The sequence below is a fragment of the Pseudomonas syringae pv. tomato str. DC3000 genome (assembly GCF_000007805.1).
GTDB lineage: Bacteria > Pseudomonadota > Gammaproteobacteria > Pseudomonadales > Pseudomonadaceae > Aquipseudomonas > Aquipseudomonas avellanae.
Map to the genome: position 1 here is coordinate 2,600,887 of NC_004578.1, position 21,950 is coordinate 2,622,836.

The following is a 21,950-nucleotide window of genomic DNA, read 5'->3' on the forward strand; positions in this document are numbered from 1 at the left end:
CTGCCGGGGCTATCCTGCAATGTGATGCTGATGGTGAGCATTACGCGATACAGCGTCAATTGAGTAAAACGGCTTTTGTTCGATAATCGAACGTAAAACTAACCGGTTCGTACACTTTATGTTGCTGTAGTATTTTGACAGGCAAATACTTTACTCGCACCTCTGAATAAGGCCGGGAAAGGCCGGAATGCGGTGCTGTCCAGTCGCGACCCGTACAGGTCGCGTTCATCCAGGAGCTGAAAAGCATGCAGCGTTCAATTGCTACCGTATCCTTGAGCGGTACTCTGCCCGAAAAGCTCGAAGCCATCGCCGCAGCCGGCTTTGACGGCGTCGAGATTTTCGAAAACGACTTGTTGTATTACGACGGTAGCCCACGCAACGTCAGGCAGCTATGCGCCGACCTGGGTATCGCCATCACCCTGTTCCAGCCATTCCGCGATTTTGAAGGCTGCCGTCGCGACCGACTGCAACGCAATGTGGATCGCGCCGAACGCAAATTCGACCTGATGCAGGAACTGGGCACCGATCTGGTGCTGGTCTGCAGCAATGCGTCTGCCGACTCGGTGGGCGATGAAAACATTCTTCTTGATGACCTGAGTTTGCTGGCCGAGCGTGCTGGCGCCCGCAACCTGCGTGTCGGTTATGAAGCGCTGGCGTGGGGCAAGCACGTCAATACCTGGCAACAGGTCTGGAACCTGGTGCGTCAGGTTGATCATCCTGCGCTGGGTGTGTTGCTCGACAGCTTCCACACGTTGTCGCTCAAGGGCGACCCGAGCGCGATTGCGCAGATCCCCGGCGACAAGATCTTCTTCGTGCAGATGGCCGATGCGCCGATTCTGGCGATGGACGTGCTGGAATGGAGCCGCCATTTCCGCTGTTTCCCAGGGCAAGGCGAGTTCGATCTGGCCGGGTTCCTTGCGCCGATTCTGCGCAGCGGTTACACCGGCCCGTTGTCGCTGGAAGTATTCAATGATGGCTTCCGTGCCGCCCCGACCCGCGCCAACGCAGCAGACGGCTTGCGTTCGTTGCTGTACCTGGAAGAAAAAACCCGCCAGTTGCTGGCGCGTGACGAGCCGGTGGCGGTTCCCGAGGTGCTCTTCAATCCGCCGCCTGCCAGCAGCTATAACGGTGTCGAGTTTCTTGAATTCGCAGTCGATGAGAGCCACGCGGCTCGCCTGTCAGGTTGGCTGCAGCGGCTCGGTTTCGCCAAACTGGGCCAGCACCGTTCCAAGGCTGTCAGCTTGTTAGGGCAGGGTGATATCAAGATTGTGCTCAACGCCGAGCCGTATTCGTTTGCCCACAGTTTTTTCGAGGCGCACGGGCCTTCGCTGTGCGCCACCGCCCTGCGTGTCGATGACGGTCATCAGTCGCTGGAGCGTGCGCGTGCGTTCAAAGGGCAGCCTTATCGCGGTCTGGTCGGCCCCAATGAGCGGGAGATTCCGTCGGTGCGTGCGCCGGACGGCAGCCTGATCTACCTGGTCGACAACGCCTCGCCGGGCGACTCGATCTACGACAGTGATTTTGTCGTCGACACCCAAGCGGTCGCCAAGGGCGGTTTGCAGCGTATCGACCACATGGCCATGGCGCTGCCCGCCGACAGCCTGGACAGCTGGGTGCTGTTCTACAAAAGCATTCTGGATTTCGAAGCTGATGACGAAGTGGTGCTGCCCGACCCTTATGGCCTGGTCAAAAGCCGAGCGCTGCGCAGTCGTTGCAGCACCGTTCGCCTGCCGCTGAATATTTCCGAGAACCGCAACACGGCCATTTCCCACGCGCTGTCGAGTTATCGCGGTTCTGGTGTGCACCACATTGCGTTTTCCTGCGAGGACATCTTTGCCGAGGTCAGCCGCGCCAAGGAAGCCGGTGTGCCGTTGCTGGACATCCCGCTCAATTACTACGACGACCTGGCAGCGCGCTTCGATTTCGACGAAGAGTTTCTCAGCGAACTGGCGTATTACAACGTGCTTTATGACCGCGATGCGCAGGGTGGCGAACTGTTTCACGTCTACACCGATGCATTTGACGGGCGTTTCTTCTTCGAGATCCTGCAGCGCAAGAATGGCTATGTGGGCTACGGCGCCGCCAACGTGCCGGTGCGTCTGGCCGCAATGGCCAAGGCGCGTAACGTGGCGGCGCGTCAGGCACGTTTGTAGAAAACGCTTGATGCAAATGTTGCGAGGGTTCGGAGCCCTCGCAGCTTCCCTCCATTCACGGTCAGCTTCATACTCCGCGCATTACCCGTGGTCATGAGCCAACAATGAAAAAAATCGACTCCGCTGTTGCCGTTGAACCTGCCGCCACAGTGCCCAAGGGCCGCAAGAACAACCCGGAAAAAACCCGTGAAGATATCCTCAAGGCCGCTGTCGCCGAGTTTGTCGCGCACGGCCTGACGGGCGCGCGCGTCGATGCCATTGCCGAACGCACCAAGACCTCGAAACGGATGATCTATTACTACTTCGGCAGCAAGGAGCAGTTGTACGTCGAAGTGCTGGAAAAGCTCTACGGGGCGATTCGCAACACCGAAAGCGAGCTTAATCTGGGCGAGCTGGAGCCTGTGGAGGCGATCCATCGGGTGGTCGAGTTCACCTTCGATCACCACGACAGCAATGTCGATTTCGTGCGCATCGTGTGCATCGAAAACATTCATAACGGCGAGAACGTCAAGCAGTCCGATACGATCCAGGCCAAGAGCCAGAACATCATCAGGGCGCTCGACGGCATCCTGCGTCGCGGTGAAGCCAGCGGCCTGTTCCGCGACGGCGTTCATCCGGTGGACCTGCACCTGATGATCAGCTCGTTCTGCTTCTACCGCATCTCCAACCGCCACACGTTCAGCGAGATCTTCCAGATCGAGCTGTGGAGCGAGGAGGTCAAGCAGCGTCACAAGGCGATGATCTGCGACGCTGTGCTGCGTTACCTCAAGCGCTGAGGCTTACAGGGTGTGGAAGTGCGCCATCATCCGTTGCGCATCAGCGGACCGGCCACTGAACAGCTCGAACGCCTTGACCGCCTGAAACACCGCCATAGTGCTGCCATCCAGCGTACGGCAGCCCAGTGTGCGGGCGTGCTTGAGCAGCTCGGTTTCCAGCGGGAAGTAAATGATTTCAGCCACCCACAGCGCGGGCCGCAGCAGTTCAACCGGCAACGGCGTGCCCGGCAGCTTGGCCATGCCCACCGGCGTGGTATTGACCAGCCCGTCGGCTTCGGCCATTGCCGCAGGCAAGTCAAGACCGACCTGCGCGCGTCCGGCACCGAAATGCTCATTGAGGTTGTCCACCAGGCCTTGCGCACGCTGCGGCTCGACCTCGAACACGGTGAGGCGCTCGACGCCTGCGCTCAGCAGCGCATGAGCCACGGCAGCGCCCGCACCACCTGCGCCCATTTGCACCACATGCTGACGTGGCGCTTTGTCCAGCCCGCGCTGGAAACCTTCGGCAAAACCCAGACAGTCGGTGTTATGCCCGATGCGTTTTCCGTCCTTGAAAACCACGGTGTTGACCGCACCGATGCCGCGCGCTTCGTCGGACAGTTCGTCCAGCAACGGGATGACCGCCTGTTTGCAGGGAAAGGTGATATTCAGGCCGGTAAAACCGCAGTTCTGCGCGCTTTCGACAAGCCGGGGCAGGGCGTTGATGTCCAGTTGCAGCGCGTCGATATCGATCAGCCGGTACAGGTAGCGCAGGCCCTGTGCATCGCCTTCGTGCTCATGCATGGCGGGCGTTCGCGAAGCCTGGATGCCGGAGCCGATCAGGCCGGCGAGTACGGAGGTGTGTTCAGCATGGGTCATAAAATATGTCTCTTGTTTTTGTGACGCTGCCCGGTGACGAGCAGGAGTTGAACCGAATGTACCAGATGGTTAATAGTGCCGCAGGTAGCCGGCGATTGCCATGCAGCGATGTTGTGCGGTGATCGCCCTGATCAGCGATAATCCCCGGCCAGCCGCCTCAGGCAAACCAGAGTCCGAGCCCACGTATGTCCGAGTCCGTTTTCAGTGCCGCACAGCAACAAGCCAGCACCTTGTACCTGCCGCCGGGTCCGTGGGCGACTGTGCTCGATTGCCTGTGCGCGAAATTCACGGCCATCAGCCGTGAACAGTGGCTGGACCGTATCGCCCGTGACCGGGTGCTGGATGCCGACGGAAAAACCATTACGCCGGACATGGCCTATCGCGAAGGGCTGAAGATTCATTACTTTCGTGAAGTGCCCAATGAAACGCCGATCCCGGTGGTCGAGACCATTCTCTATGCCGACGAACACCTTGTCGTCGCCGACAAGCCGCACTTTCTTCCCGTGACACCGGCTGGCGAATACGTCGAACAGACCTTGTTACGCCGCCTGATCCATCGCCTCGACAACCCCGATCTGGTGCCGTTGCACCGTATCGACCGGCACACCGCAGGGCTGGTGCTGTTTTCAGCCAACCGGCAGACCCGCTCGGCTTATCAGACACTGTTCCCCACCCGGCGTATCGACAAATGCTACGAAGCCATTGCACCAGCGCTGCCTGGACTTGAGTTTCCGCGCCTGCACGAGAGCCGTCTGGTGGAGGGCGAGCCGTTTTTTCGCATGCAGGAAGGGCCGGGCGTCAGCAACACGCAGACGCGCATCGAAGTGCTGGAGCGGCACGGGCCATTATGGCGTTACGGGCTGCACCCGGTGACGGGCAAGAAGCATCAGTTGCGCGTGCACATGGCGGCGCTGGGCGCTGCGATCTGCAATGACCCGTTCTACCCTGATGCCCTGAAGGATCCGGTGGACGACTACCGGCACCCATTGAAATTGCTCGCCAAAAGCCTGCGCTTCACCGATCCGCTCAGCGGCGAACCGCGTCAGTTCGAGAGCCTGCTCACGCTGGAGTGGTAAGGCATCAAGCTCAATGGCAGGCCAAAAAAAACCCGCACTCGGCGGGTTTTTTCGAATCAGTCACGCGACGCCCGGATCACAGATCCTTGACGGTACGTACCTGGTCCTTGTTGATGCGGGTCTGCTTGCCATCGAGCTGTTTGAACTCATAGAAACCCGAGTCTTCATCGTACTTGGGAGTATCGACGGCCTGGATTTCACGACCATCGTTCAGAGTGATCACAGTGGGCGATGCGCAACCGGCGAGGGAGGCGATGCTCAGTGCAAGCAGAAAGGCAGCGGGAAGGGTCCGTTGTTTCATTACTGTGTCTCCAGATGGATTCTTGATTACTGAACTCTCAGACGTATTCGCCGTCCGCAAGTTCCGTATACACCGTGCGCAAGTTCAATAACCACTTACTTACGGTCATTTTCATTGATCCCTGCCAGTAGACAGGGTGTGTTCAGGTTGGCCAGGCGTGGATCATTGGCTTCCAGCTGTACAGCGACTGGTTGCAGTGGCTCCATGGCCCGCCGCGGGCTGCGTTCGCCGGCCAGCCATGCGGCTTCCAGCGTTGCGGCACAAGCGACCGGGATCATACATAAAAGTGGCTGCCAGTGCTGACCTTCGCGCACCATGACGGGTCGTTGCGGATATTCAAACGCTTTTTCGCGCATCGCCCGCAGCAATGGCTCATCGACCAGAGGCCCGTCGCAGGGCAGCACCAGCAACCACTGATGACGAGCGCGCGGCAGTGCGGCGCGAATCCCGGCCAGGGGGCCGTTGAAGTCGGTGTCGTCATCCTTGACCAGCTGATCGGCGTATTGCGCATAGCGCTCGATGTTGCGGTTGCAGGAAATGATCAGGTCGTCGGTCAGGGGCCGGGTCAAGGCGTGCAAGTGCTCGATCAGCGCCTTGCCTTGCCACTCGATCAGGCCCTTGTCGCGCCCGCCCATACGCTGCCCGCGACCTCCGGCCAGCAGCAGGATAGAGCAGGGGGGCAGTGCGGCACGGACATTCATCAAACACTCGGCGGGCAGGCAAAAGGAGTGCTGTGATATAACACCGGCCTGTTTCCTTCACAACTGGATGAGGCCATGAAAGCCAAGGCTGACACACCTTTCGTACCCCTGAATATCGCCGTACTGACCGTCAGCGATACCCGCACCCGCGAAACCGACACCTCGGGGCAGATGTTCGTTGACCGCCTGACCGACGCCGGTCATGGCCTGATCGAACGCGTCCTGCTCAAGGATGATTTGTACAAAATCCGTGCTCAGGTCGCCACCTGGATTGCCGACGATCAGGTGCAGGTCGTGCTGATCACCGGCGGCACCGGCTTTACCGGCCGTGACAGCACCCCCGAAGCCGTGGCGTGCCTGCTGGACAAGCAGGTCGACGGGTTTGGCGAGCTGTTCCGGCAGATATCCGTGCCGGACATCGGCACCTCGACCATTCAGTCCCGCGCGCTGGCCGGTTTGTCCAATGGCACGCTGGTTTGCTGCCTGCCGGGTTCGACCAATGCCGTGCGCACCGCATGGGACGGGATTCTCGCCGAGCAACTGGACTCGCGCTTCCGGCCCTGCAACTTCGTGCCGCACCTCAAGCAGGCCGAGCCCTGCGCGACCCGCGGTTGAGTGCTGATGAACAACGAGCCAAAAACCCTGTTGCCGGTTGAAGAGGCCATTGCCCGACTGCTGGCAATGGCCGAGGCCACGCCAATCACCGAACGCCAGCGCGTCTCGCTGGCCGATGCCGAAGGCCGTGTGCTGGCGGTGGATCTGGTTTCCACGCTGGACCTGCCGCCCTGGCCGAACAGCGCCATGGACGGTTATGCCTTGCGCCATACGGACTGGACCGGCGAGCCGCTGACCGTCAGCCAGCGCATTTTTACCGGCCAGGCACCCGAGCCACTGGCCCCCGGCACCTGCGCACGGATCTTCACCGGTGCGCCGATGCCCGAGGGTGCTGATTGCGTCGAGATGCAGGAAAACGCCGACGTGATGGCAGACCAGCGTGTGCGCTTCGGCGAGCCGCTGAGCGTCGGGCAGAACATTCGCCCGCAGGGCCAGGAAACCCGTATCGGCGACAGCGTACTGGCAGCCGGCACGCGCCTGGGTCCTATCGAACTGGGCCTGGCCGCTTCTTTGGGCCTTGCCGAGCTGGAGGTGATTCGTCGCGTGCGCGTGGCGGTGCTGTCCACCGGTGATGAATTGATCGAGCCCGGCCAGCCACTGGGGCCGGGGCAGATCTACAACAGCAATCGGGTGTTGCTGTGCAGTTGGCTTAAGCGATTGCACTGTGACGTGGTGGACGCGGGCATTCTGCCGGACGACCTGCTACAGACCCGCGCGGCACTGGCAAACCTGCACGACGTCGATCTGATCCTCTCAACCGGTGGCGTCTCGGTCGGTGAAGCGGATTTTCTCGGCCATGCTTTGCGCGAAGAGGGCGAACTGACGCTGTGGAAGCTGGCGATAAAACCTGGCAAGCCGCTGACCTTCGGGCATTTCCGTGGTGTGCCGGTGATTGGCCTGCCCGGTAATCCGGCCTCGACGCTGGTCACGTTCGCCTTGCTGGCGCGCGCTTACCTGCTGCGTCGTCAGGGGGTGATGGAGGTCGCGCCGATGCAGTTTCCCGTGCCGGCGGGGTTTGTCTGGACGCGTCCCGGCAATCGTCGCGAGTACCTGCGCGGTCGTCTGGAACAGGGCCGGGCCGTTGTCTATCGCAACCAGAGTTCTGGCGTGCTGCGCAGTGCTGCGTGGGCTGACGGTCTGATCGAAGTGCGTGAGGGCACGACAGTGGCCGAGGGCGACTGGGTGAGCTTCATTCCACTGAGTGAAGTGCTCGGTTGAATGTATTCAAATGGTGGGCCCGATGCACATGAGCTACCCTCAACAACGCTGACAAAGTGGGCAACCGGACTTCGCCCTGGAGTATTGTTATGGCGTCATTGAGAGTGGCTTGTGTCATCCCGACCTACAACGGCCGCAAGGACCTGGAGCGGCTGCTGGATTCACTGGCCACGCAGACGGCGAGCTTCGACACGCTGATCGTGGATTCCAGTTCTTCGGACGGCACGCTGGAACTGGCGCAAGCCCGCTGCGCCAATGTGCTGCGCATTGACAGCAAGGATTTCAACCACGGCGGCACCCGGCAGATGATGGTCGATGTGCACCCGGACTACGACGTCTACGTCTACATGACCCAGGACGCCTACGTCGAAGACATCGACGCCATCGCCAATATTCTGCTGCCCTTCGCTGACCCGAAAGTCGGTGCCGTGTGTGGCCGTCAATTGCCGCACAAGAACGCTAACCTGCTGGCCCAGCATGCACGGCTGTTCAACTACCCGCCGACTTCGCAGATCAAGACCCTGGCAGACGCTGGCACCCTGGGCATCAAGACGCCGTTCATGTCCAATTCCTTCGCGGCCTATCGTGGCGAGGCGCTGCGGGCGATCGGTGGCTTTCCTCGGCATGTGATCCTCTCCGAAGACATGTACGTCACGGCGAAAATGCTCATCGATGGCTGGAAAGTGGCCTACGAAGGCTCTGCCGTGTGCCGTCATTCTCACAACTACAGCCTGCGCGAAGAGTTCTGCCGCTACTTCGACATTGGCGTGTTTCAGTCCCGAGAAGCTTGGATCTACGAGACGTTCGGCGGGATTGGCGGCGAGGGCATGCGCTACGTGAAATCCGAGCTGAAATTCCTCGGCCCGCGGCGCCTCCTCTGGTGGCCCATGTCGTTTGTGCGCAATGCGCTGAAACTGCTGGCCTACAAGCTGAGCAAACAGGAGAAACGCTTGCCCCGTGGTTTGAAGAAAAAGCTCGGGATGTACAAGCGCTACTGGGACAGCCCTTACGCGTGAAGCTGGCCAGTGCACCGGGCGGCCAGGCGGCCCGGTGCGCTGGCTAATCAGCCTTTGGCCGCTTCTTCGTCCAGACGGTCCGCCTCGAACAGTTGCGCAAGATCGGCGCGTGCTTCGCGGGCGGTCTGCAGCACCTTGGCGTCGTCGTCATACACTTCGTGCTGGGCAGCCAGCACCTGTTCGTCGTGACGCTTGAAGCGGCTGATGCGGGCATCGGCCTGCGCCTCGGTCAGGCCCAGGCCCATCAAGGTCTGACGGCTCATTTCCAGGCTTGAATAGAACGTCTCGCGCACAGCATGCGCGCCGATGTCCATCAGCCGGTGAACGTGCTGGCGGTTACGTGCGCGGGCGATGATTTTCATGTGCGGATACAGCTTGCGGATCAACTCGGCAGTCTTGATGTTGGTGTCCGGATCATCCGTCGCGATGACAAAGTATTGCGCTTCATCGACCTTGGCGGCACGCAGTATTTCCGGGCGCAACGGGTCGCCATAGAACACTGGCACGTTGCCAAAACTGCGTGAGAATTCAATCGACTCCACGGCGGTATCCAGGGCGATGAAAGGGACTTTCTGCGCTCGCAGGATCCGCGCGACGATCTGCCCCATACGGCCCATGCCGGCAATCACTACTCGGGGTTTGTCGGTTTGAATGTCGCGGTACTCGTCCGGCACATTCACCACCTTGGCCTTGGGCTTGATCCAGCGTGCCAGCGCAATGAACAGCAACGGGGTAATGGCCATCGACAAGGTAATGGTCAACACCAGCATGTCGTACAGCCCGGCCTCGAACAGCCCTTGCGTGCTGCCGATCTTGAACACCACAAAGGCAAACTCGCCCCCGGCGGCCAGCACCAGGCCCAACTGCAATGCGCTGCGGTTATTGAGGCCGCCCGCGGTGCGACCGATGATGAACAGCATCGGCAGCTTGATGGCGATCAGCAGCAGGGTCAGGCCCAGCACCGCCAGCGGCGAGCTGAGCAACAGGCCGACGTTGGCGCCCATGCCGACGCTGATAAAGAACAGCCCCAGCAGCAGACCCTTGAACGGCTCGATCTGGGCTTCCAGCTCGTGACGGTATTCGGAATCGGCCAGCAACAGGCCCGCGAGAAACGCGCCGAGCGCCATCGACACGCCGACCAGCTCCATTAGCCACGCCGTACCAATTACCACCAGCAAGGCGGTGGCAGTCGAGACTTCCTGGATTTTGGTCTTGGCGACAATCCGGAACACCGGGCGCAGCAGGTAGCGCCCGCCGATCACCACGATGGCAATACTGCCGAGCACGCGCAGGCCATGATTCACGCTTTCACCCGTGTTCATGGCGTGATCAGCGCCGGCCAGAAACGGCACCATGGCAATCAGCGGAATCGCGGCAATGTCCTGAAACAGCAGAATCGCGAACGCCATCCGCCCATGCGGGCTATTCAGCTGCTTGCGCTCTGCCAGGCTTTGCAGGCCGAAAGCGGTGGACGACAGCGCCAGGCCCAGCCCGAGAATGACCGCGGTGTTCAGTGACTGGCCGAAGGCAAACAGCGCGATTGCGCCGATCACCAGCCCGGTCAGCATCACTTGCGCCATGCCCACGCCAAACACCGCTTTGCGCATCACCCACAAGCGCTTCGGTGACAGCTCCAGGCCAATGATGAACAACAGCAGCACCACGCCGAGTTCGGAAATATGGCTGACACTCTCCGTATCGCCAATCAACCCCAGCACCGAGGGGCCGATGATCACGCCCGCGAACAAATAACCGATGACAGCGCCCAGCTTCAGGCGCTTGGCCAGCGGCACGGTCAGCACCGCCGCGAGTAAGAACACCACCGCGGCCTGCAACAGGCTGCCTTCATGGGGCATGTAAAACTCCTTGGTAAACATTGAACACACTGTTGAAACAGGGCGCCATTAAAGCATGTGAGTTTTACACGGCAACGTTCATCGCAGCATGACAGTCATCAACGCGATTGATAAAGCGTCTGTGAGGGGTGCAGGCAGGAGAGGGGCAGGGCAGCCTGACGATGCGAATCGCCGCGCATCGGCGTAAGCTATGCGCGCAAACAGGCAGCGCCAACTGCCCGTCATGAGCTTTCAGGAAATCGTTATGACCAACAAACAGCGTTTGATTTACTCGCTTCTGATCGCCCTCGGCGTTCTGGCGATCATGCTCGGCTTGTCGCATCTGCAAAACAGCGGCGTCATCACTGAAAAGACCTTTCAGTACATTGCCATCAGCGTGGCCGTACTGGTCGTGATACTCAACGGGATCATGCGTCGCAAGGTCAAGCGCTAGGCGCTTTGCTGACAAAGCTCAGGCGCAACTCACTGCGCGTGATGTTTCGCTTCGCCGAGCCACTCACGGGCACGAGGGTGCAGGCTGTAGGTCTTGTCGTCATTGAGGTTGATTACCCCTTCATCGCACAAGCGCTTGAGTACTTCGCGCACGCTCAGAAACGACAGCGGCACATCCAGCCTCAACAGCTGGCTGTGCACACCGCGCACGCCCAATGGCTGACCTTCGTCGCTCGATACCAGCAGCGCGTCCAGCACCTTGAGCCGAACCAGGCTGGTGCGCAGGCCAAAACTTTTCAGCAGCAACCGGATGTGTTCGTTGCCGGGCCGCTCGGTTTCCAGAGCGGGCGACTGTGCCTGCGCAGCCAGCGCCGTCTGCCGCAGCAGGGTGCGAGTCGTGATTCCTTGGCGATTGAACATCCACAAACTCCTTTTCAGGCTTTTAAGCACATCATGCTTTTTAAATAACCATGCATTTTAAATAATCTCAGTACTAAGACGAACGAGCGCCGCAAAACCTCAGTCATGGATGAAAAAAAACAGAAATTTCCCACGCACATGGGTTCGCCGCACTGTTGTGGGGTTCAGGGTAGATGAAGATTTACAGGCGACGCGGGCAGTGTCAGCCTTTCGGTGCGTCAGGCACTTTGCGGTTGAGCACCGGGTTGCCGTTCTGGTTCTGCGTCACATAGACCGGCAGTACCTTGGGCAGGGAGGTCAGCAGGCTGGACAGGTCGCGGGTGTTGTAACTGCCGCCCAGGCGCATGGCACCGGTCGCGCTGTCGGCCAGTAGAATAGGCGTTGGCAGGTAGCGATTGATCAGCGGCAGTGCCTGACTGAGCGGCAGGTCGTCAAAAATCAGCTTGCCGTTACGCCACGCCAGGCTGGTGTCGCGCGCTTTGGTTTGTCTGATCAGCGGGCTGTCGTCGCCGGTCTTGAAGCTGGCCTGCATGCCTGGGTCCAGATGATGGCCGCCCTCCGGGTGCGTGCGGTCGCTATTGACCAGCACCGAGCCCTCTACCAGCAGTACGCGCACCTGATCCTGATACGTCCACACATTGAAGCGCGTGCCGGTGACCCTGATGCTGCCCTGGCCAGCATCGACCACAAACGGATGAGTGCTGTCGTGGCTGACCTCAAAGAACGCCTCGCCCTTGCTCAGCGTGACGCTGCGTCGATCCTTGTAATTGGCGTACGTCAGTTCGGTGCCCAGGTTCAGCTCTGCGCGGCTGCCGTCGGAGAGCACCACCAGACGTGTGTCGGTGTCGGCGCTGTACGACTCATAGGCGTTCGGCAACCAGCCCTGATTCCAGCCAACGACACCTGCCACCGGCACCGCCAATGCGATGATGGCTGCGGCAGCAGCCAGCGGTGCCCAGCGGCGCTGGCGGCGTGGTAATACCGGACTGGCCTGTAATGCCACGCTCGGCAGGAGGGGAGGCGGATTGAGCGGTTCGATCTGCCCGGTGATGTCCCAGATTTCTGCCATGGCCTGATATTCAGCCGCATGCAGAGGGTGGGCCTTCAGCCATTGATCGAACGCCTTCTTTTCAGCGGTCGTGCAGTCGTCAGCATGCAGCCGCATGCACCAATGCGCGGCTGCATCGGTGATTGCATCGTGTTCTGCCTTGCTGAAAAGAGGGTCGCTCATGGGCGCTCCGGTCAATGCCGTTGGCGCATTCTACCCTCTGATTTCAAGCAGAGAGAACATTCGCTGGCTATTACCCATCAATGGGTTGCTTATTTCCTTGTGAATGCAAGCTGCTCTCATTGATAAGGCCGTGACCGTGGCTGTTCTTGCAGGGCCTGCGGCGCTACGCTGGGCATCTGATTCTCGCTTCTGAAGTCTCCCGCCCCGTTGCCACGCACAGGAGTTTCAAATGTCCGCCAGCCACGCTGACCAGCCCACTCAAGCCGTTTCTTACACGCAACTGATCGACCTGCTGCGCCGGATTTTCGTGGCCCACGGCACCTCACCGGAGGTCGCCGATGTACTCGCTGAAAACTGCGCCAGTGCCCAGCGCGACGGTTCGCACAGTCATGGCATCTTTCGCATTCCCGGCTATCTGTCTTCGTTGGCCAGCGGTTGGGTGGATGGCAAGGCGGTGCCGGTGGTCGAGGATGTCGGCGCGGCATTTGTCAGGGTCGATGCTTGCAACGGCTTTGCCCAGCCGGCACTGGCGGCGGCCAGGTCACTGTTGATCGACAAGGCGCTCAGTGCCGGGGTCGCGATTCTGGCCATTCGGGGCTCGCATCATTTCGCCGCGCTGTGGCCAGATGTCGAACCGTTTGCCGAGCAGGGGCTGGTTGCGCTGAGCATGGTCAACAGCATGACCTGCGTTGTACCCCACGGTGCTCGGCAGCCCTTGTTCGGCACCAACCCGATCGCCTTCGGTGCGCCGCGCGCAGGTGGCGAGCCCATCGTTTTTGACCTGGCCACCAGCGCCATTGCCCACGGTGACGTGCAGATTGCTGCGCGTGAAGGGCGGTTGCTGCCGGCGGGCATGGGTGTTGATCGTGACGGGCTGCCGACGCAGGAGCCTCGCGCCATTCTCGACGGCGGGGCGCTGTTGCCGTTCGGCGGGCACAAGGGCTCGGCCTTGTCGATGATGGTCGAGTTGCTGGCGGCAGGGCTGACCGGTGGCAATTTCTCGTTCGAGTTCGACTGGTCGAAGCATCCCGGCGCACAGACGCCCTGGACCGGCCAGTTGCTGATCGTCATTGATCCCGACAAAGGTGCCGGTCAGCACTTTGCGCAGCGCAGCGAGGAACTGGTGCGCCAGCTTCACGGGGTCGGTCAGGAACGATTGCCCGGCGACAGGCGTTACCTGGAGCGGGCACGCTCGATGGCGCACGGAATAGTCATTGCCCAGGCCGACCTTGAGCGTTTGCAAGAGCTGGCAGGCCACTGAGCTATTTACATGTTCGCTGACCATTCGTCGTGATCAGTCTTGTGTCCGGGACCGGATATAAATACTGTATGCATGAACAGTACGAACGAATGAGGTCTGTCATGTCCCTGAAGTCAGCGCAAAGCCCGATTGCTCAACAACATCGCACGCTCTCTGCTACCCATGAAATGCAGCGTGAAGATTTTCTCAGGCTGGCGGCTGCGCTGCGCCAGTTCAACGCTTACCAGCCAGATGTGTCCATTGCCATTGCGGCGGCGCGTGCCGGTGGCGAGTATCGCCAGGCCAGCGCGGTGGAATAGCTCGCCTGCCGTCAGCCTGCATGCCTCATCTTGATTGTGAGTATACGAAGCGTATATGCTTCGTATATTCAATGTGAGGTGAAACATGGGTCTGGTAAAAATTTCCGAAAACATGCACGCCAATCTGCGCTCCGCCAGTGTTGCGCTCAGCCGCTCCATCAATGCCCAGGCCGAGCACTGGATGCGCATCGGCATGCTTGCCGAGTTGCACCCGGCGCTGGATTACAGCGAGATCTGCCAGATGCTGATCCGCCTCGAGAACGCCGGTGACACCGTGTTGACCGCGTCGAATTTCAATGTGTCGGATCTGTCTGCGGCCAGCCTGTCGAAGGCAGCCTCATGAGCAGCGCCATCGGTATCAAGACCGAACAGGACCTGGTGCAATTGCGCATAGCCGGCAGGCTGGCTGCCGATGTGCTCGCGATGATCACGCCGTACGTTAAAGCAGGCGTCAGCACCGAAGCGCTCGATGATCTCTGCAATGAATACATCGTCAAAGAGCTGAAAGTGATCCCCGCGAACGTGGGTTATCACGGTTTCACCAAAACCACCTGCATCTCTCCCAATGCGGTGGTCTGCCACGGCATACCCTCGTCCAAAGACATCTTGAAAGAGGGCGACATCGTCAATATCGACGTCGCGGTCATCAAGGATGGCTGGTACGGCGACACCAGCCGTATGTACCTGGTCGGTGAGGTCAGCCCTCTGGCCAGGCGCCTGGTCGAGACAACGTACGAGGCCACCCGCGCCGGTATTCACGCGGTGCGCCCCGGTGCAACGCTGGGTGATATCGGTTATGCGATACAAAGTGTCGCGCACCGTGAAGGCTTTAGCGTGGTACGTGAATATTGCGGGCACGGCATCGGCCGCAAGTACCACGAAGAGCCGCAGGTCCTGCATTACGGCACTCAGGGCAAGGGCCTCAAGTTGAAGCAGGGCATGGTATTTACCATTGAACCGATGATCAACGCAGGCAAGGCCGGTACCCGGACACTGCCGGATGGCTGGACTGTTCTGACCAGCGATCTTTCGCTGTCTGCGCAGTGGGAGCACATGGTGGCCGTGACCGCGACCGGGTTCGAGCTGCTGACACCGTGGCCTGACGGTACGGGCGACTACCCGGCCATTTGAGGCGGTTTTAAGATTCGCGTGCGCATGAATAATGGCCTTGCTTAAAGGCCATTATTTTTGGTGAAGGGACGGTCTCTCACGCTTCCAGCAGCATCGCTCTTTTCCAATGCACCTGCGTTATGCCGCACCGTTCGGCGTGCAAGGTCGCCAGGCGTATCGGCCCCGTGGACATATTGCCACTGATGGTCCCGACGCCTGCGTGCAGCGTTGCACAGTGCAGCGCTTCGCGTTGACACAGCTGCATTGTCCGATGCAGAAAACAGCGAAGCTCGCCATTGAATTCATAATGAATTTCAAATTCCGTTTGATGATTCATGATCCCTGCCTGTGATTATTATTCAGCGCACGCACGGGAAAGCCTCCTTCAATCAAGCCGCTGTCTGCACAGCGTAGAGCGAAATTATTTCGTTCTACGCCTGAGTTAACGGTTGTCCGATGAGTGGTTTTGCGGGGCACTCGAATGCATAAAACCCCTCGGAAAAGACCCTTCAAACGAGTGTTTTTGCGCCCATAGGCGAGGGCTATTTACACGCTTTCAAGTCCACCGGGCCGACAAACTCATTACCGCGCCCCATTACGCAGGCAACCTGCTGGTTACGCTGGCGCTCCCAGATCTGGGGAGGGTAGGTCTTGTCCCAGGCCTGATAAAGCTGTTGATCCTGACGCGACAGGCGCAAGTTGTATTGCTTGCTCATGTAGAAATAAGTGCGCGCGATCATGCCGCGTATCGATGGGCGCGGCATGACCTTTTTGGCCTTGAAGTCCACTTGAGTCAGGCATGAGCCGTACTGGCCTTTTTGCTCGGGAACCCAGCCAAAACTGAAGTTGCTGCGGTCACCGTTCACCTCACCGATGCTGGGCACCAGATTGTGCAGGTCTGCTTCGGCGCGTTTGTAAACGGGGTCAGACTTCGTGCAGTTCTTGCGACCGCCGTTCTGCCAGCACTGACGCAGATGGCCGATCTGCCAGGCCGGGACGATGTGTTCCCATTCGATGCGGCTGGCGCGCTTGGCGCTTTTGCGCGGTACATAGCCGCAGCCGGCGAGATCGACCCGCTTGCCGGTGTATTTGCAGCCGCAGTAAAACTCGGTCGACTGCGGCGCATACAAACCCCAGGCGACTTTCTTCGCTTCACTGAATGTACGCGGGGCTTGGGCCTGGGCCGGGAGTGAAGCGGTGATGAGCAGGGTGGTGCAAAACAATGCAAAAAATCGAAACGTCATGCCGTCAGTCTTCCTTCGGCAACGTCCAGAATATTTGTACGCCACCGTCGTCGCGCCAGGCGAGGGTGACATTATCGTTTTCGGCTATCTCTTCAAGGAGCTGCGCCCAGTCGTCCTCCGACTCGTCCGGCAGACGAAAAAGCAGGGCGGCCCTGGATTTCTGTGCGGTAGGCGAGTTGATGATTTTCTGTACCCGCATGCCCATACGCTCGTAAGGGCCGGGAATGGAGGGGGTCGCTGCGGTTTGTTTTGCCACGGAAAAGTTCCCTGAGTGAGCTGTACGGGCATACAGTATTTCAGTGTCGGATCTTTCGCAACACCTATGTAAGACAAAGCCCTGGAAGTGGCACAATGTCGTCTCGAAAAAACACGTATTGCTTCTGGAGTAGCGCATGAATATCAAGTCTCTGGCATTCCCGGTACTGGCCTCGGCCTTTGTGCTGTTGGCGGGCTGTTCCACGCCCTCGGTGGTGACCCTGCAAAACGGCACACAATACATCACCAAAGACATGCCCAAAACCAAAAGCCGTGATGGTTTTTACGAGTTCGAAGACCTGTCCGGCAAGACCATCCGAATCAAGGCCGACGAAGTGGCCACGGTCAAGCCTGAGGAGTGAGTGAGGGCTGATCGCTTGCGCGCGGTAAAAAGCGATCAGCACCCACAGATTTCATTTCTGACGGATTGACAAATCCTGCGGCTTTTTTCATAGTTCGCTCCTCGCAAACGTTTGCGTGTCGATGCACTGCATCGACCCTGCGTCGTTCGCCCGAACAATAATCACAAGATCGGAGATGAACTCATGAAGCTGCCATTTGCTGGACGCCTTCTCGCTGTCGCCATGTTTGCTGCCGTCACGGCAGTCATGCCCCTTTCTGCTGCATACGCCCAGACGCCTGAAAAGCCCAAGGTCGCACTGGTCATGAAATCGCTGGCCAACGAATTCTTCCTGACCATGGAAGATGGCGCCAAGGCCTACCAGAAAGAACACGCCAACGACTTCGACCTGATCTCCAACGGCATAAAGGACGAGTCCGATACTTCGGCTCAGATCCGCATCGTCGAGCAGATGATCGTTTCCAGAGTCGATGCGCTGGTTATCGCGCCTGCCGACTCCAAGGCCCTGGTGCCGGTGCTCAAGAAAGCCACCGACGCTGGAATCAAGGTCGTCAACATCGACAACCAGCTTGACCCTGATGTGCTCAAGAGCAAAAGCCTGATGATCCCGTTCGTGGGCCCGGACAACCGCAAAGGTGCCGAGCTGGTGGGCGACTACCTGGCCAGGCAACTGAAAAGCGGTGACGAAGTCGGCATTATAGAAGGTGTGTCCACCACCACCAATGCGCAGCAGCGTAGCGCCGGTTTCAAAGACGCTATGGACAAGGCGCAAATGAAAGTGGTGTCCACGCAGTCCGGCAATTGGGAAATCGACAAGGGCAACGCAGTGGCCTCGGCGATGCTCAATGAATACCCGAACCTGAAAGCGCTGCTGGCCGGCAACGACAGCATGGCGCTGGGTGCAGTGTCTGCCGTGCGTGCAGCAGGCAAGGCAGGCAAGGTCATGGTGGTCGGTTACGACAACATCAACGCGATCAAACCGATGCTCAAGGATGGCCGGGTGCTGGCCACCGCTGACCAGTTTGCAGCCAAACAAGCGGTCTTTGGTATTGAAGCTGCGTTGAAGCTGGTCAAAGGCGAGAAGGTCGACACCAACGAAAAAGGCGTCATCGAAACGCCAGTAGAACTCGTTACCAAACCTTGATCCACGCCGCGTAAAGGTGCCCGTCCTTGCAGGACGGGCACTGGGAGAAATGTATGTCAGCGTCTGCTCAGACAGCTGTTCTTTCGGTCAGTGGCATCGGCAAAACCTACGCTCAACCCGTGCTCGGTGACGTCGACCTGACGTTGATGCGTGGCGAAGTGCTGGCCCTGACCGGGGAAAACGGTGCCGGTAAAAGCACCTTGTCGAAAATCATTGGCGGCCTGGTCACGCCGACTACCGGGCGCATGGAGTTTCAGGGGCAGCCTTATGAACCTGCGAGCCGCACCCAGGCTGAAAAGCTCGGGATTCGCATGGTCATGCAGGAACTCAACCTGCTGCCGACCCTGACCGTCGCCGAAAACCTGTTTCTTGACGATCTGCCGCGTCGCGCGGGCTGGATCGATCGCAAGCGTCTGCGTGAAAACGCAATCAAAGCCATGGCCCAAGTCGGGCTGGATGCCATCGACCCTGACACACTGGTGGGCGAGCTGGGTATTGGCCATCAGCAGATGGTTGAAATAGCCCGCAATCTGGTCGGCGACTGCCACGTGCTGATCCTCGACGAACCTACCGCCATGCTCACCTCTCGCGAAGTAGAAATGCTGTTCGAGCAGATCACGCGCCTGCAGGCGCGTGGCGTTTCGATCATCTACATCTCGCACCGGCTTGAAGAGCTTGCCAGAGTTTCCCAGCGCATCGCAGTGCTGCGCGATGGCAAGCTGGTCTGTGTCGAGCCGATTGCCCGCTACAACAGCGAGCAACTGGTGACGCTGATGGTTGGCCGCGAACTGGGCGAGCACATGGACATGGGCGCTCGGCAGATTGGCGAAGTGGCCCTGTCGGTCAAGGGGCTCAGTCGTACCGGCAAGGTTCAGGATGTTTCGTTCGATGTGCGACGGGGTGAAATCTTTGGCATCTCCGGGCTGATTGGTGCCGGACGAACCGAATTGCTGCGCCTGATCTACGGCGCGGACATCGCCGACAGCGGCGCAATCGAAGTGGGCCAGCCATTGCAGGCCGTCACCATTCGCTCGCCGGCCGACGCTGTGGCGCATGGCATTGCGCTGATCACCGAAGACCGCAAAAGCGAAGGTCTGCTGATGTCGCAATCCATCAGCGCCAACATCGCATTGGGCAACATGCATTCCATCTCCCGCGCTGGCATGGTCAATGCCGACGAGGAGTTGAAGCTGGCGCAACGGCAAGTGGCCGCCATGCGCATTCGCAGTTCAAGTCCCACCCAACTGGTGTCCGAGCTGTCCGGCGGCAATCAACAGAAGGTCGTGATCGGTCGCTGGCTGGAACGTGATTGCCCGGTGATGCTATTCGATGAGCCTACTCGAGGCATTGACGTCGGAGCCAAGTTCGATATCTACACGCTGCTGGCCGAGTTGACCCGTCAGGGCAGGGCGCTGGTGGTGGTGTCCAGTGATCTGCGCGAACTGATGCTGATCTGTGACCGTATCGGCGTGCTGTCTGCCGGTCGCCTGATCGATACGTTCGAGCGTGACAGCTGGACTCAGGACCAATTGCTTGCCGCAGCCTTCGCCGGTTATCAGAAACGTAACGCGCTGCTCAACGACGCAGCGCCCAGGAACGACTCATGAAAAATACTCCTTCCCCGACACTGACCGTGCCGGCCCGTCGTGGCGGTAACTATTTTGGTCTCGGCACCTACATCGGGCTGGCGGGCGCGTTGCTGGTCATGGTTGTGCTGTTTTCGCTGCTCAGCGATCACTTTCTGTCCTACCAGACGTTCAGCATGCTGGCCAACCAGATTCCTGACCTGATGGTGCTGTCGGTCGGCATGACGCTGATCCTCATCATCGGGGGGATCGACCTGTCGGTGGGGTCGGTACTGGCACTGGCGGCCTCGGCGGTGAGCGTGGCCATTCTGGGTTGGGGCTGGAGCGTGTTTCCTGCCGCCTTGCTCGGCATCGCCTGTGCGACCCTGGCCGGTACGATCACCGGCTCCATTACCGTGGCGTGGCGCATCCCCTCGTTCATCGTGTCTCTCGGCGTGCTGGAAATGGCCCGTGGCGCGGCATACCAGATGACCAATTCGCGCACGGCCTACATTGGCGACTCCTTTGCCTGGCTGTCCGACCCGATTGCGTTCGGCATTGCGCCGTCGTTCATCATCGCGCTGCTGGTCATCTTCGTTGCCCAGGCCGTGCTGACCCGTACCGTCTTTGGCCGCTACCTGATCGGCATCGGCACCAATGAAGAAGCCGTGCGTCTGGCCGGTATCAACCCCAAGCCCTACAAGATTCTGGTGTTCTCGTTGATGGGGCTGCTGGCCGGCGTGGCGGCGCTGTTTCAGATCTCGCGACTGGAAGCGGCTGATCCGAATGCCGGTGCCGGGCTCGAGCTGCAGGTGATTGCCGCAGTGGTGATTGGCGGCACCAGCCTGATGGGCGGGCGCGGCTCGATCATCAGTACCTTTTTTGGTGTGCTGATCATTTCGGTGCTGGCCGCAGGCCTGGCGCAAATCGGTGCTACCGAGCCGACCAAGCGCATCATCACCGGTGCGGTGATCGTCATTGCGGTGGTGCTGGACACCTATCGCAGCCACCGGGCACGGCGCCAGGGCTGATATGGCGACCATCAAGGATGTCGCGGCGCTGGCGGGGATCTCGTACACCACGGTCTCCCATGTGCTGAACAAGACCCGGCCGGTGAGCGAGCCGGTCAGGCTCAAGGTCGAAGCGGCCATCGCGCAGCTGGATTACGTGCCCAGCGCCGTGGCGCGTTCGCTGAAGGCCAAGACCACCTCAACCATCGGCCTGCTGATTCCCAACGGCATGAACCCCTACTTCGCCGAGCTGGCCAGGGGCATCGAGGATTACTGCGAGCGTAACGGCTTCTGCGTGATCCTCTGCAACTCCGACGACAACCCGGAAAAACAGCGCAGTTACCTGCGCGTATTACTGGAAAAACGCGTGGACGGCCTGATTGTCTCGTCGGTGGCTGGCGATACCAGCGTCACCTGCGGGCTGACCGAGGTGCGCACACCGCTGGTGATCGTCGACCGCGAGCTGCAGGGCATCGACGCCGACATGGTGCGCATCGATCATGAGCAGGGCGCCTGGCTGGCCACTCGTCACTTGCTGGACCTCGGGCATCGGCACATTGCCTGTATTGCCGGGCCGCGCGAAAGTGCGGTCGCCGAACTTCGTCTGGCCGGTTATCGGCGCGCCATGCAGCAGGCGTCCATCGAAGTCGGTGCAGGCTGGGCGGTGCACAGCGAGTTCACCAGCCCGGCCGGCCATGAAGCGGCGGGCCGGCTGTTGGCTGAGCATGCGCCGACTGCAATCTTCGCCGGTAACGATGTGATCGCCATCGGTGTGCTGCGGGCGGCAGCCGAGCGTTCGATTCGCGTGCCACAGGACCTGTCGGTGATCGGTTTTGATGATATCCAGATCAGTCGCTACGTTTATCCGGCGCTGACCACCGTCGGGCAGTCGATCATGCAACTGGGTGAAACCGCCGCCGGGATGCTCCTGAGCCGGATCGCCAGCCCCCATGCAACCCCTGTCGAGAAACGACTTGTGAAGCCATGTGTCGTGGTGCGTGAATCCACGGCCGCGCCGAACACGTCGTCCAATGAATGACGCGCACGC

25 protein-coding genes are annotated in these 21,950 nt (G+C 59.9%); 16 read left to right on the top strand and 9 right to left on the bottom strand.

Features of this window, described 5'->3' with window-relative positions; all coding sequences use genetic code 11:
• The first annotated feature begins 245 nt into the window (after positions 1–245).
• Complete coding sequence (gene quiC, locus PSPTO_RS12185) at positions 246–2,153, top strand: 3-dehydroshikimate dehydratase QuiC (protein WP_005738807.1); 1,908 nt, start codon at positions 246–248, stop codon at positions 2,151–2,153.
• A 104-nt stretch (positions 2,154–2,257) separates the two neighbouring features.
• Complete coding sequence (locus PSPTO_RS12190) at positions 2,258–2,929, top strand: TetR/AcrR family transcriptional regulator (protein ID WP_007246371.1); 672 nt, start codon at positions 2,258–2,260, stop codon at positions 2,927–2,929.
• 3 nt (positions 2,930–2,932) lie between these two features.
• Here PSPTO_RS12190 and PSPTO_RS12195 read toward each other — a convergent pair whose 3' ends face one another.
• Positions 2,933–3,787 carry a shikimate dehydrogenase gene (locus PSPTO_RS12195; RefSeq protein WP_005765662.1) on the bottom strand — a complete coding sequence of 285 codons (855 nt, stop codon included), beginning with the start codon at positions 3,785–3,787 and terminating at the stop codon, positions 2,933–2,935.
• Between the two features lie 185 nt (positions 3,788–3,972).
• On the opposite strand from PSPTO_RS12195, the gene PSPTO_RS12200 reads away from it, so the two are divergent.
• Complete coding sequence (locus PSPTO_RS12200) at positions 3,973–4,863, top strand: pseudouridine synthase (protein ID WP_011103962.1); 891 nt, start codon at positions 3,973–3,975, stop codon at positions 4,861–4,863.
• 76 nt (positions 4,864–4,939) lie between these two features.
• Here the strand turns inward: PSPTO_RS12200 and PSPTO_RS12205 are convergent, their stop codons facing one another.
• Both PSPTO_RS12205 and mobA read right to left on the bottom strand, forming a co-directional pair.
• Positions 4,940–5,164: a YgdI/YgdR family lipoprotein gene (locus PSPTO_RS12205; RefSeq protein WP_003315600.1), complete on the bottom strand. Its 225-nt coding sequence runs from the start codon at positions 5,162–5,164 to the stop codon at positions 4,940–4,942.
• A 95-nt stretch (positions 5,165–5,259) separates the two neighbouring features.
• Positions 5,260–5,865, bottom strand: a complete 606-nt coding sequence (gene mobA / locus PSPTO_RS12210) for a molybdenum cofactor guanylyltransferase MobA (protein WP_011103963.1) — start codon at positions 5,863–5,865, stop codon at positions 5,260–5,262.
• 75 nt (positions 5,866–5,940) lie between these two features.
• On the opposite strand from mobA, the gene moaB reads away from it, so the two are divergent.
• From moaB to PSPTO_RS12225, 3 genes are all read left to right on the top strand, one after another.
• Positions 5,941–6,480 (top strand): molybdenum cofactor biosynthesis protein B, encoded by a 540-nt coding sequence (gene moaB / locus PSPTO_RS12215; RefSeq protein ID WP_005617455.1) that lies wholly within the window; start codon positions 5,941–5,943, stop codon positions 6,478–6,480.
• Between the two features lie 6 nt (positions 6,481–6,486).
• Positions 6,487–7,698 (top strand): molybdopterin molybdotransferase MoeA, encoded by a 1,212-nt coding sequence (gene glp, locus PSPTO_RS12220; RefSeq protein WP_011103964.1) that lies wholly within the window; start codon positions 6,487–6,489, stop codon positions 7,696–7,698.
• A gap of 89 nt (positions 7,699–7,787) precedes the next feature.
• Positions 7,788–8,714 carry a glycosyltransferase family 2 protein gene (locus PSPTO_RS12225; protein WP_005765657.1) on the top strand — a complete coding sequence of 309 codons (927 nt, stop codon included), beginning with the start codon at positions 7,788–7,790 and terminating at the stop codon, positions 8,712–8,714.
• A 47-nt stretch (positions 8,715–8,761) separates the two neighbouring features.
• Here PSPTO_RS12225 and PSPTO_RS12230 read toward each other — a convergent pair whose 3' ends face one another.
• The gene (locus PSPTO_RS12230) at positions 8,762–10,570 is read right to left on the bottom strand and encodes a monovalent cation:proton antiporter-2 (CPA2) family protein (RefSeq protein ID WP_005765656.1); all 1,809 of its coding nucleotides are present in this window, start codon (positions 10,568–10,570) and stop codon (positions 8,762–8,764) included.
• A gap of 244 nt (positions 10,571–10,814) precedes the next feature.
• On the opposite strand from PSPTO_RS12230, the gene PSPTO_RS12235 reads away from it, so the two are divergent.
• Positions 10,815–11,003, top strand: a complete 189-nt coding sequence (locus PSPTO_RS12235; protein WP_005765655.1) for a hypothetical protein — start codon at positions 10,815–10,817, stop codon at positions 11,001–11,003.
• Positions 11,004–11,032: 29 nt separating this feature from the next.
• On the opposite strand, the gene PSPTO_RS12240 is transcribed toward PSPTO_RS12235, so the two are convergent.
• Both PSPTO_RS12240 and PSPTO_RS12245 read right to left on the bottom strand, forming a co-directional pair.
• On the bottom strand, positions 11,033–11,422 hold the full coding sequence (locus tag PSPTO_RS12240) for a hypothetical protein (RefSeq protein ID WP_005765654.1): 390 nt from the start codon (positions 11,420–11,422) through the stop codon (positions 11,033–11,035).
• Between the two features lie 202 nt (positions 11,423–11,624).
• Positions 11,625–12,653, bottom strand: a complete 1,029-nt coding sequence (locus tag PSPTO_RS12245; protein ID WP_011103965.1) for a FecR family protein — start codon at positions 12,651–12,653, stop codon at positions 11,625–11,627.
• A gap of 229 nt (positions 12,654–12,882) precedes the next feature.
• Between PSPTO_RS12245 and PSPTO_RS12250 the strand changes: the two genes are divergently transcribed.
• The 4 genes from PSPTO_RS12250 (at position 12,883) to map (ending at position 15,344) form a co-directional block, all read left to right on the top strand.
• Positions 12,883–13,914: an Ldh family oxidoreductase gene (locus tag PSPTO_RS12250; RefSeq protein ID WP_011103966.1), complete on the top strand. Its 1,032-nt coding sequence runs from the start codon at positions 12,883–12,885 to the stop codon at positions 13,912–13,914.
• A gap of 101 nt (positions 13,915–14,015) precedes the next feature.
• Positions 14,016–14,213: a hypothetical protein gene (locus PSPTO_RS12255; RefSeq protein WP_005765651.1), complete on the top strand. Its 198-nt coding sequence runs from the start codon at positions 14,016–14,018 to the stop codon at positions 14,211–14,213.
• An 85-nt stretch (positions 14,214–14,298) separates the two neighbouring features.
• Positions 14,299–14,556 (top strand): ParD-like family protein, encoded by a 258-nt coding sequence (locus tag PSPTO_RS12260; protein WP_005617470.1) that lies wholly within the window; start codon positions 14,299–14,301, stop codon positions 14,554–14,556.
• Entirely contained in the window at positions 14,553–15,344 is a 792-nt protein-coding gene (map, locus tag PSPTO_RS12265) for a type I methionyl aminopeptidase (protein WP_005765650.1), read from the top strand. Before PSPTO_RS12260 ends, map begins: the two co-directional genes overlap by 4 nt.
• A gap of 76 nt (positions 15,345–15,420) precedes the next feature.
• Here the strand turns inward: map and PSPTO_RS12270 are convergent, their stop codons facing one another.
• The 3 genes from PSPTO_RS12270 to PSPTO_RS12280 all read right to left on the bottom strand — a co-directional run bounded on the left by PSPTO_RS12270 (position 15,421) and on the right by PSPTO_RS12280 (position 16,823).
• Positions 15,421–15,660 (bottom strand): DUF6555 family protein, encoded by a 240-nt coding sequence (locus PSPTO_RS12270; RefSeq protein WP_007246362.1) that lies wholly within the window; start codon positions 15,658–15,660, stop codon positions 15,421–15,423.
• A 205-nt stretch (positions 15,661–15,865) separates the two neighbouring features.
• Positions 15,866–16,567, bottom strand: coding sequence for an endonuclease (locus PSPTO_RS12275; protein ID WP_005765647.1), 702 nt, complete (start codon positions 16,565–16,567; stop codon positions 15,866–15,868).
• 4 nt (positions 16,568–16,571) lie between these two features.
• Positions 16,572–16,823: a DUF1654 domain-containing protein gene (locus PSPTO_RS12280; RefSeq protein ID WP_005765646.1), complete on the bottom strand. Its 252-nt coding sequence runs from the start codon at positions 16,821–16,823 to the stop codon at positions 16,572–16,574.
• A gap of 136 nt (positions 16,824–16,959) precedes the next feature.
• On the opposite strand from PSPTO_RS12280, the gene PSPTO_RS12285 reads away from it, so the two are divergent.
• The 5 genes from PSPTO_RS12285 to PSPTO_RS12305 all read left to right on the top strand — a co-directional run bounded on the left by PSPTO_RS12285 (position 16,960) and on the right by PSPTO_RS12305 (position 21,941).
• Complete coding sequence (locus PSPTO_RS12285; RefSeq protein WP_005765645.1) at positions 16,960–17,184, top strand: YgdI/YgdR family lipoprotein; 225 nt, start codon at positions 16,960–16,962, stop codon at positions 17,182–17,184.
• A 183-nt stretch (positions 17,185–17,367) separates the two neighbouring features.
• Positions 17,368–18,327 carry a sugar ABC transporter substrate-binding protein gene (locus PSPTO_RS12290; protein WP_005765644.1) on the top strand — a complete coding sequence of 320 codons (960 nt, stop codon included), beginning with the start codon at positions 17,368–17,370 and terminating at the stop codon, positions 18,325–18,327.
• A gap of 53 nt (positions 18,328–18,380) precedes the next feature.
• Positions 18,381–19,934 (top strand): sugar ABC transporter ATP-binding protein, encoded by a 1,554-nt coding sequence (locus PSPTO_RS12295; protein ID WP_011103969.1) that lies wholly within the window; start codon positions 18,381–18,383, stop codon positions 19,932–19,934.
• Positions 19,931–20,923, top strand: coding sequence for an ABC transporter permease (locus PSPTO_RS12300; RefSeq protein WP_011103970.1), 993 nt, complete (start codon positions 19,931–19,933; stop codon positions 20,921–20,923). The genes PSPTO_RS12295 and PSPTO_RS12300 overlap by 4 nt, the downstream gene beginning before the upstream one ends.
• A gap of 1 nt (position 20,924) precedes the next feature.
• Positions 20,925–21,941: a substrate-binding domain-containing protein gene (locus tag PSPTO_RS12305; protein WP_005765639.1), complete on the top strand. Its 1,017-nt coding sequence runs from the start codon at positions 20,925–20,927 to the stop codon at positions 21,939–21,941.
• Positions 21,942–21,950: the final 9 nt, after the last annotated feature.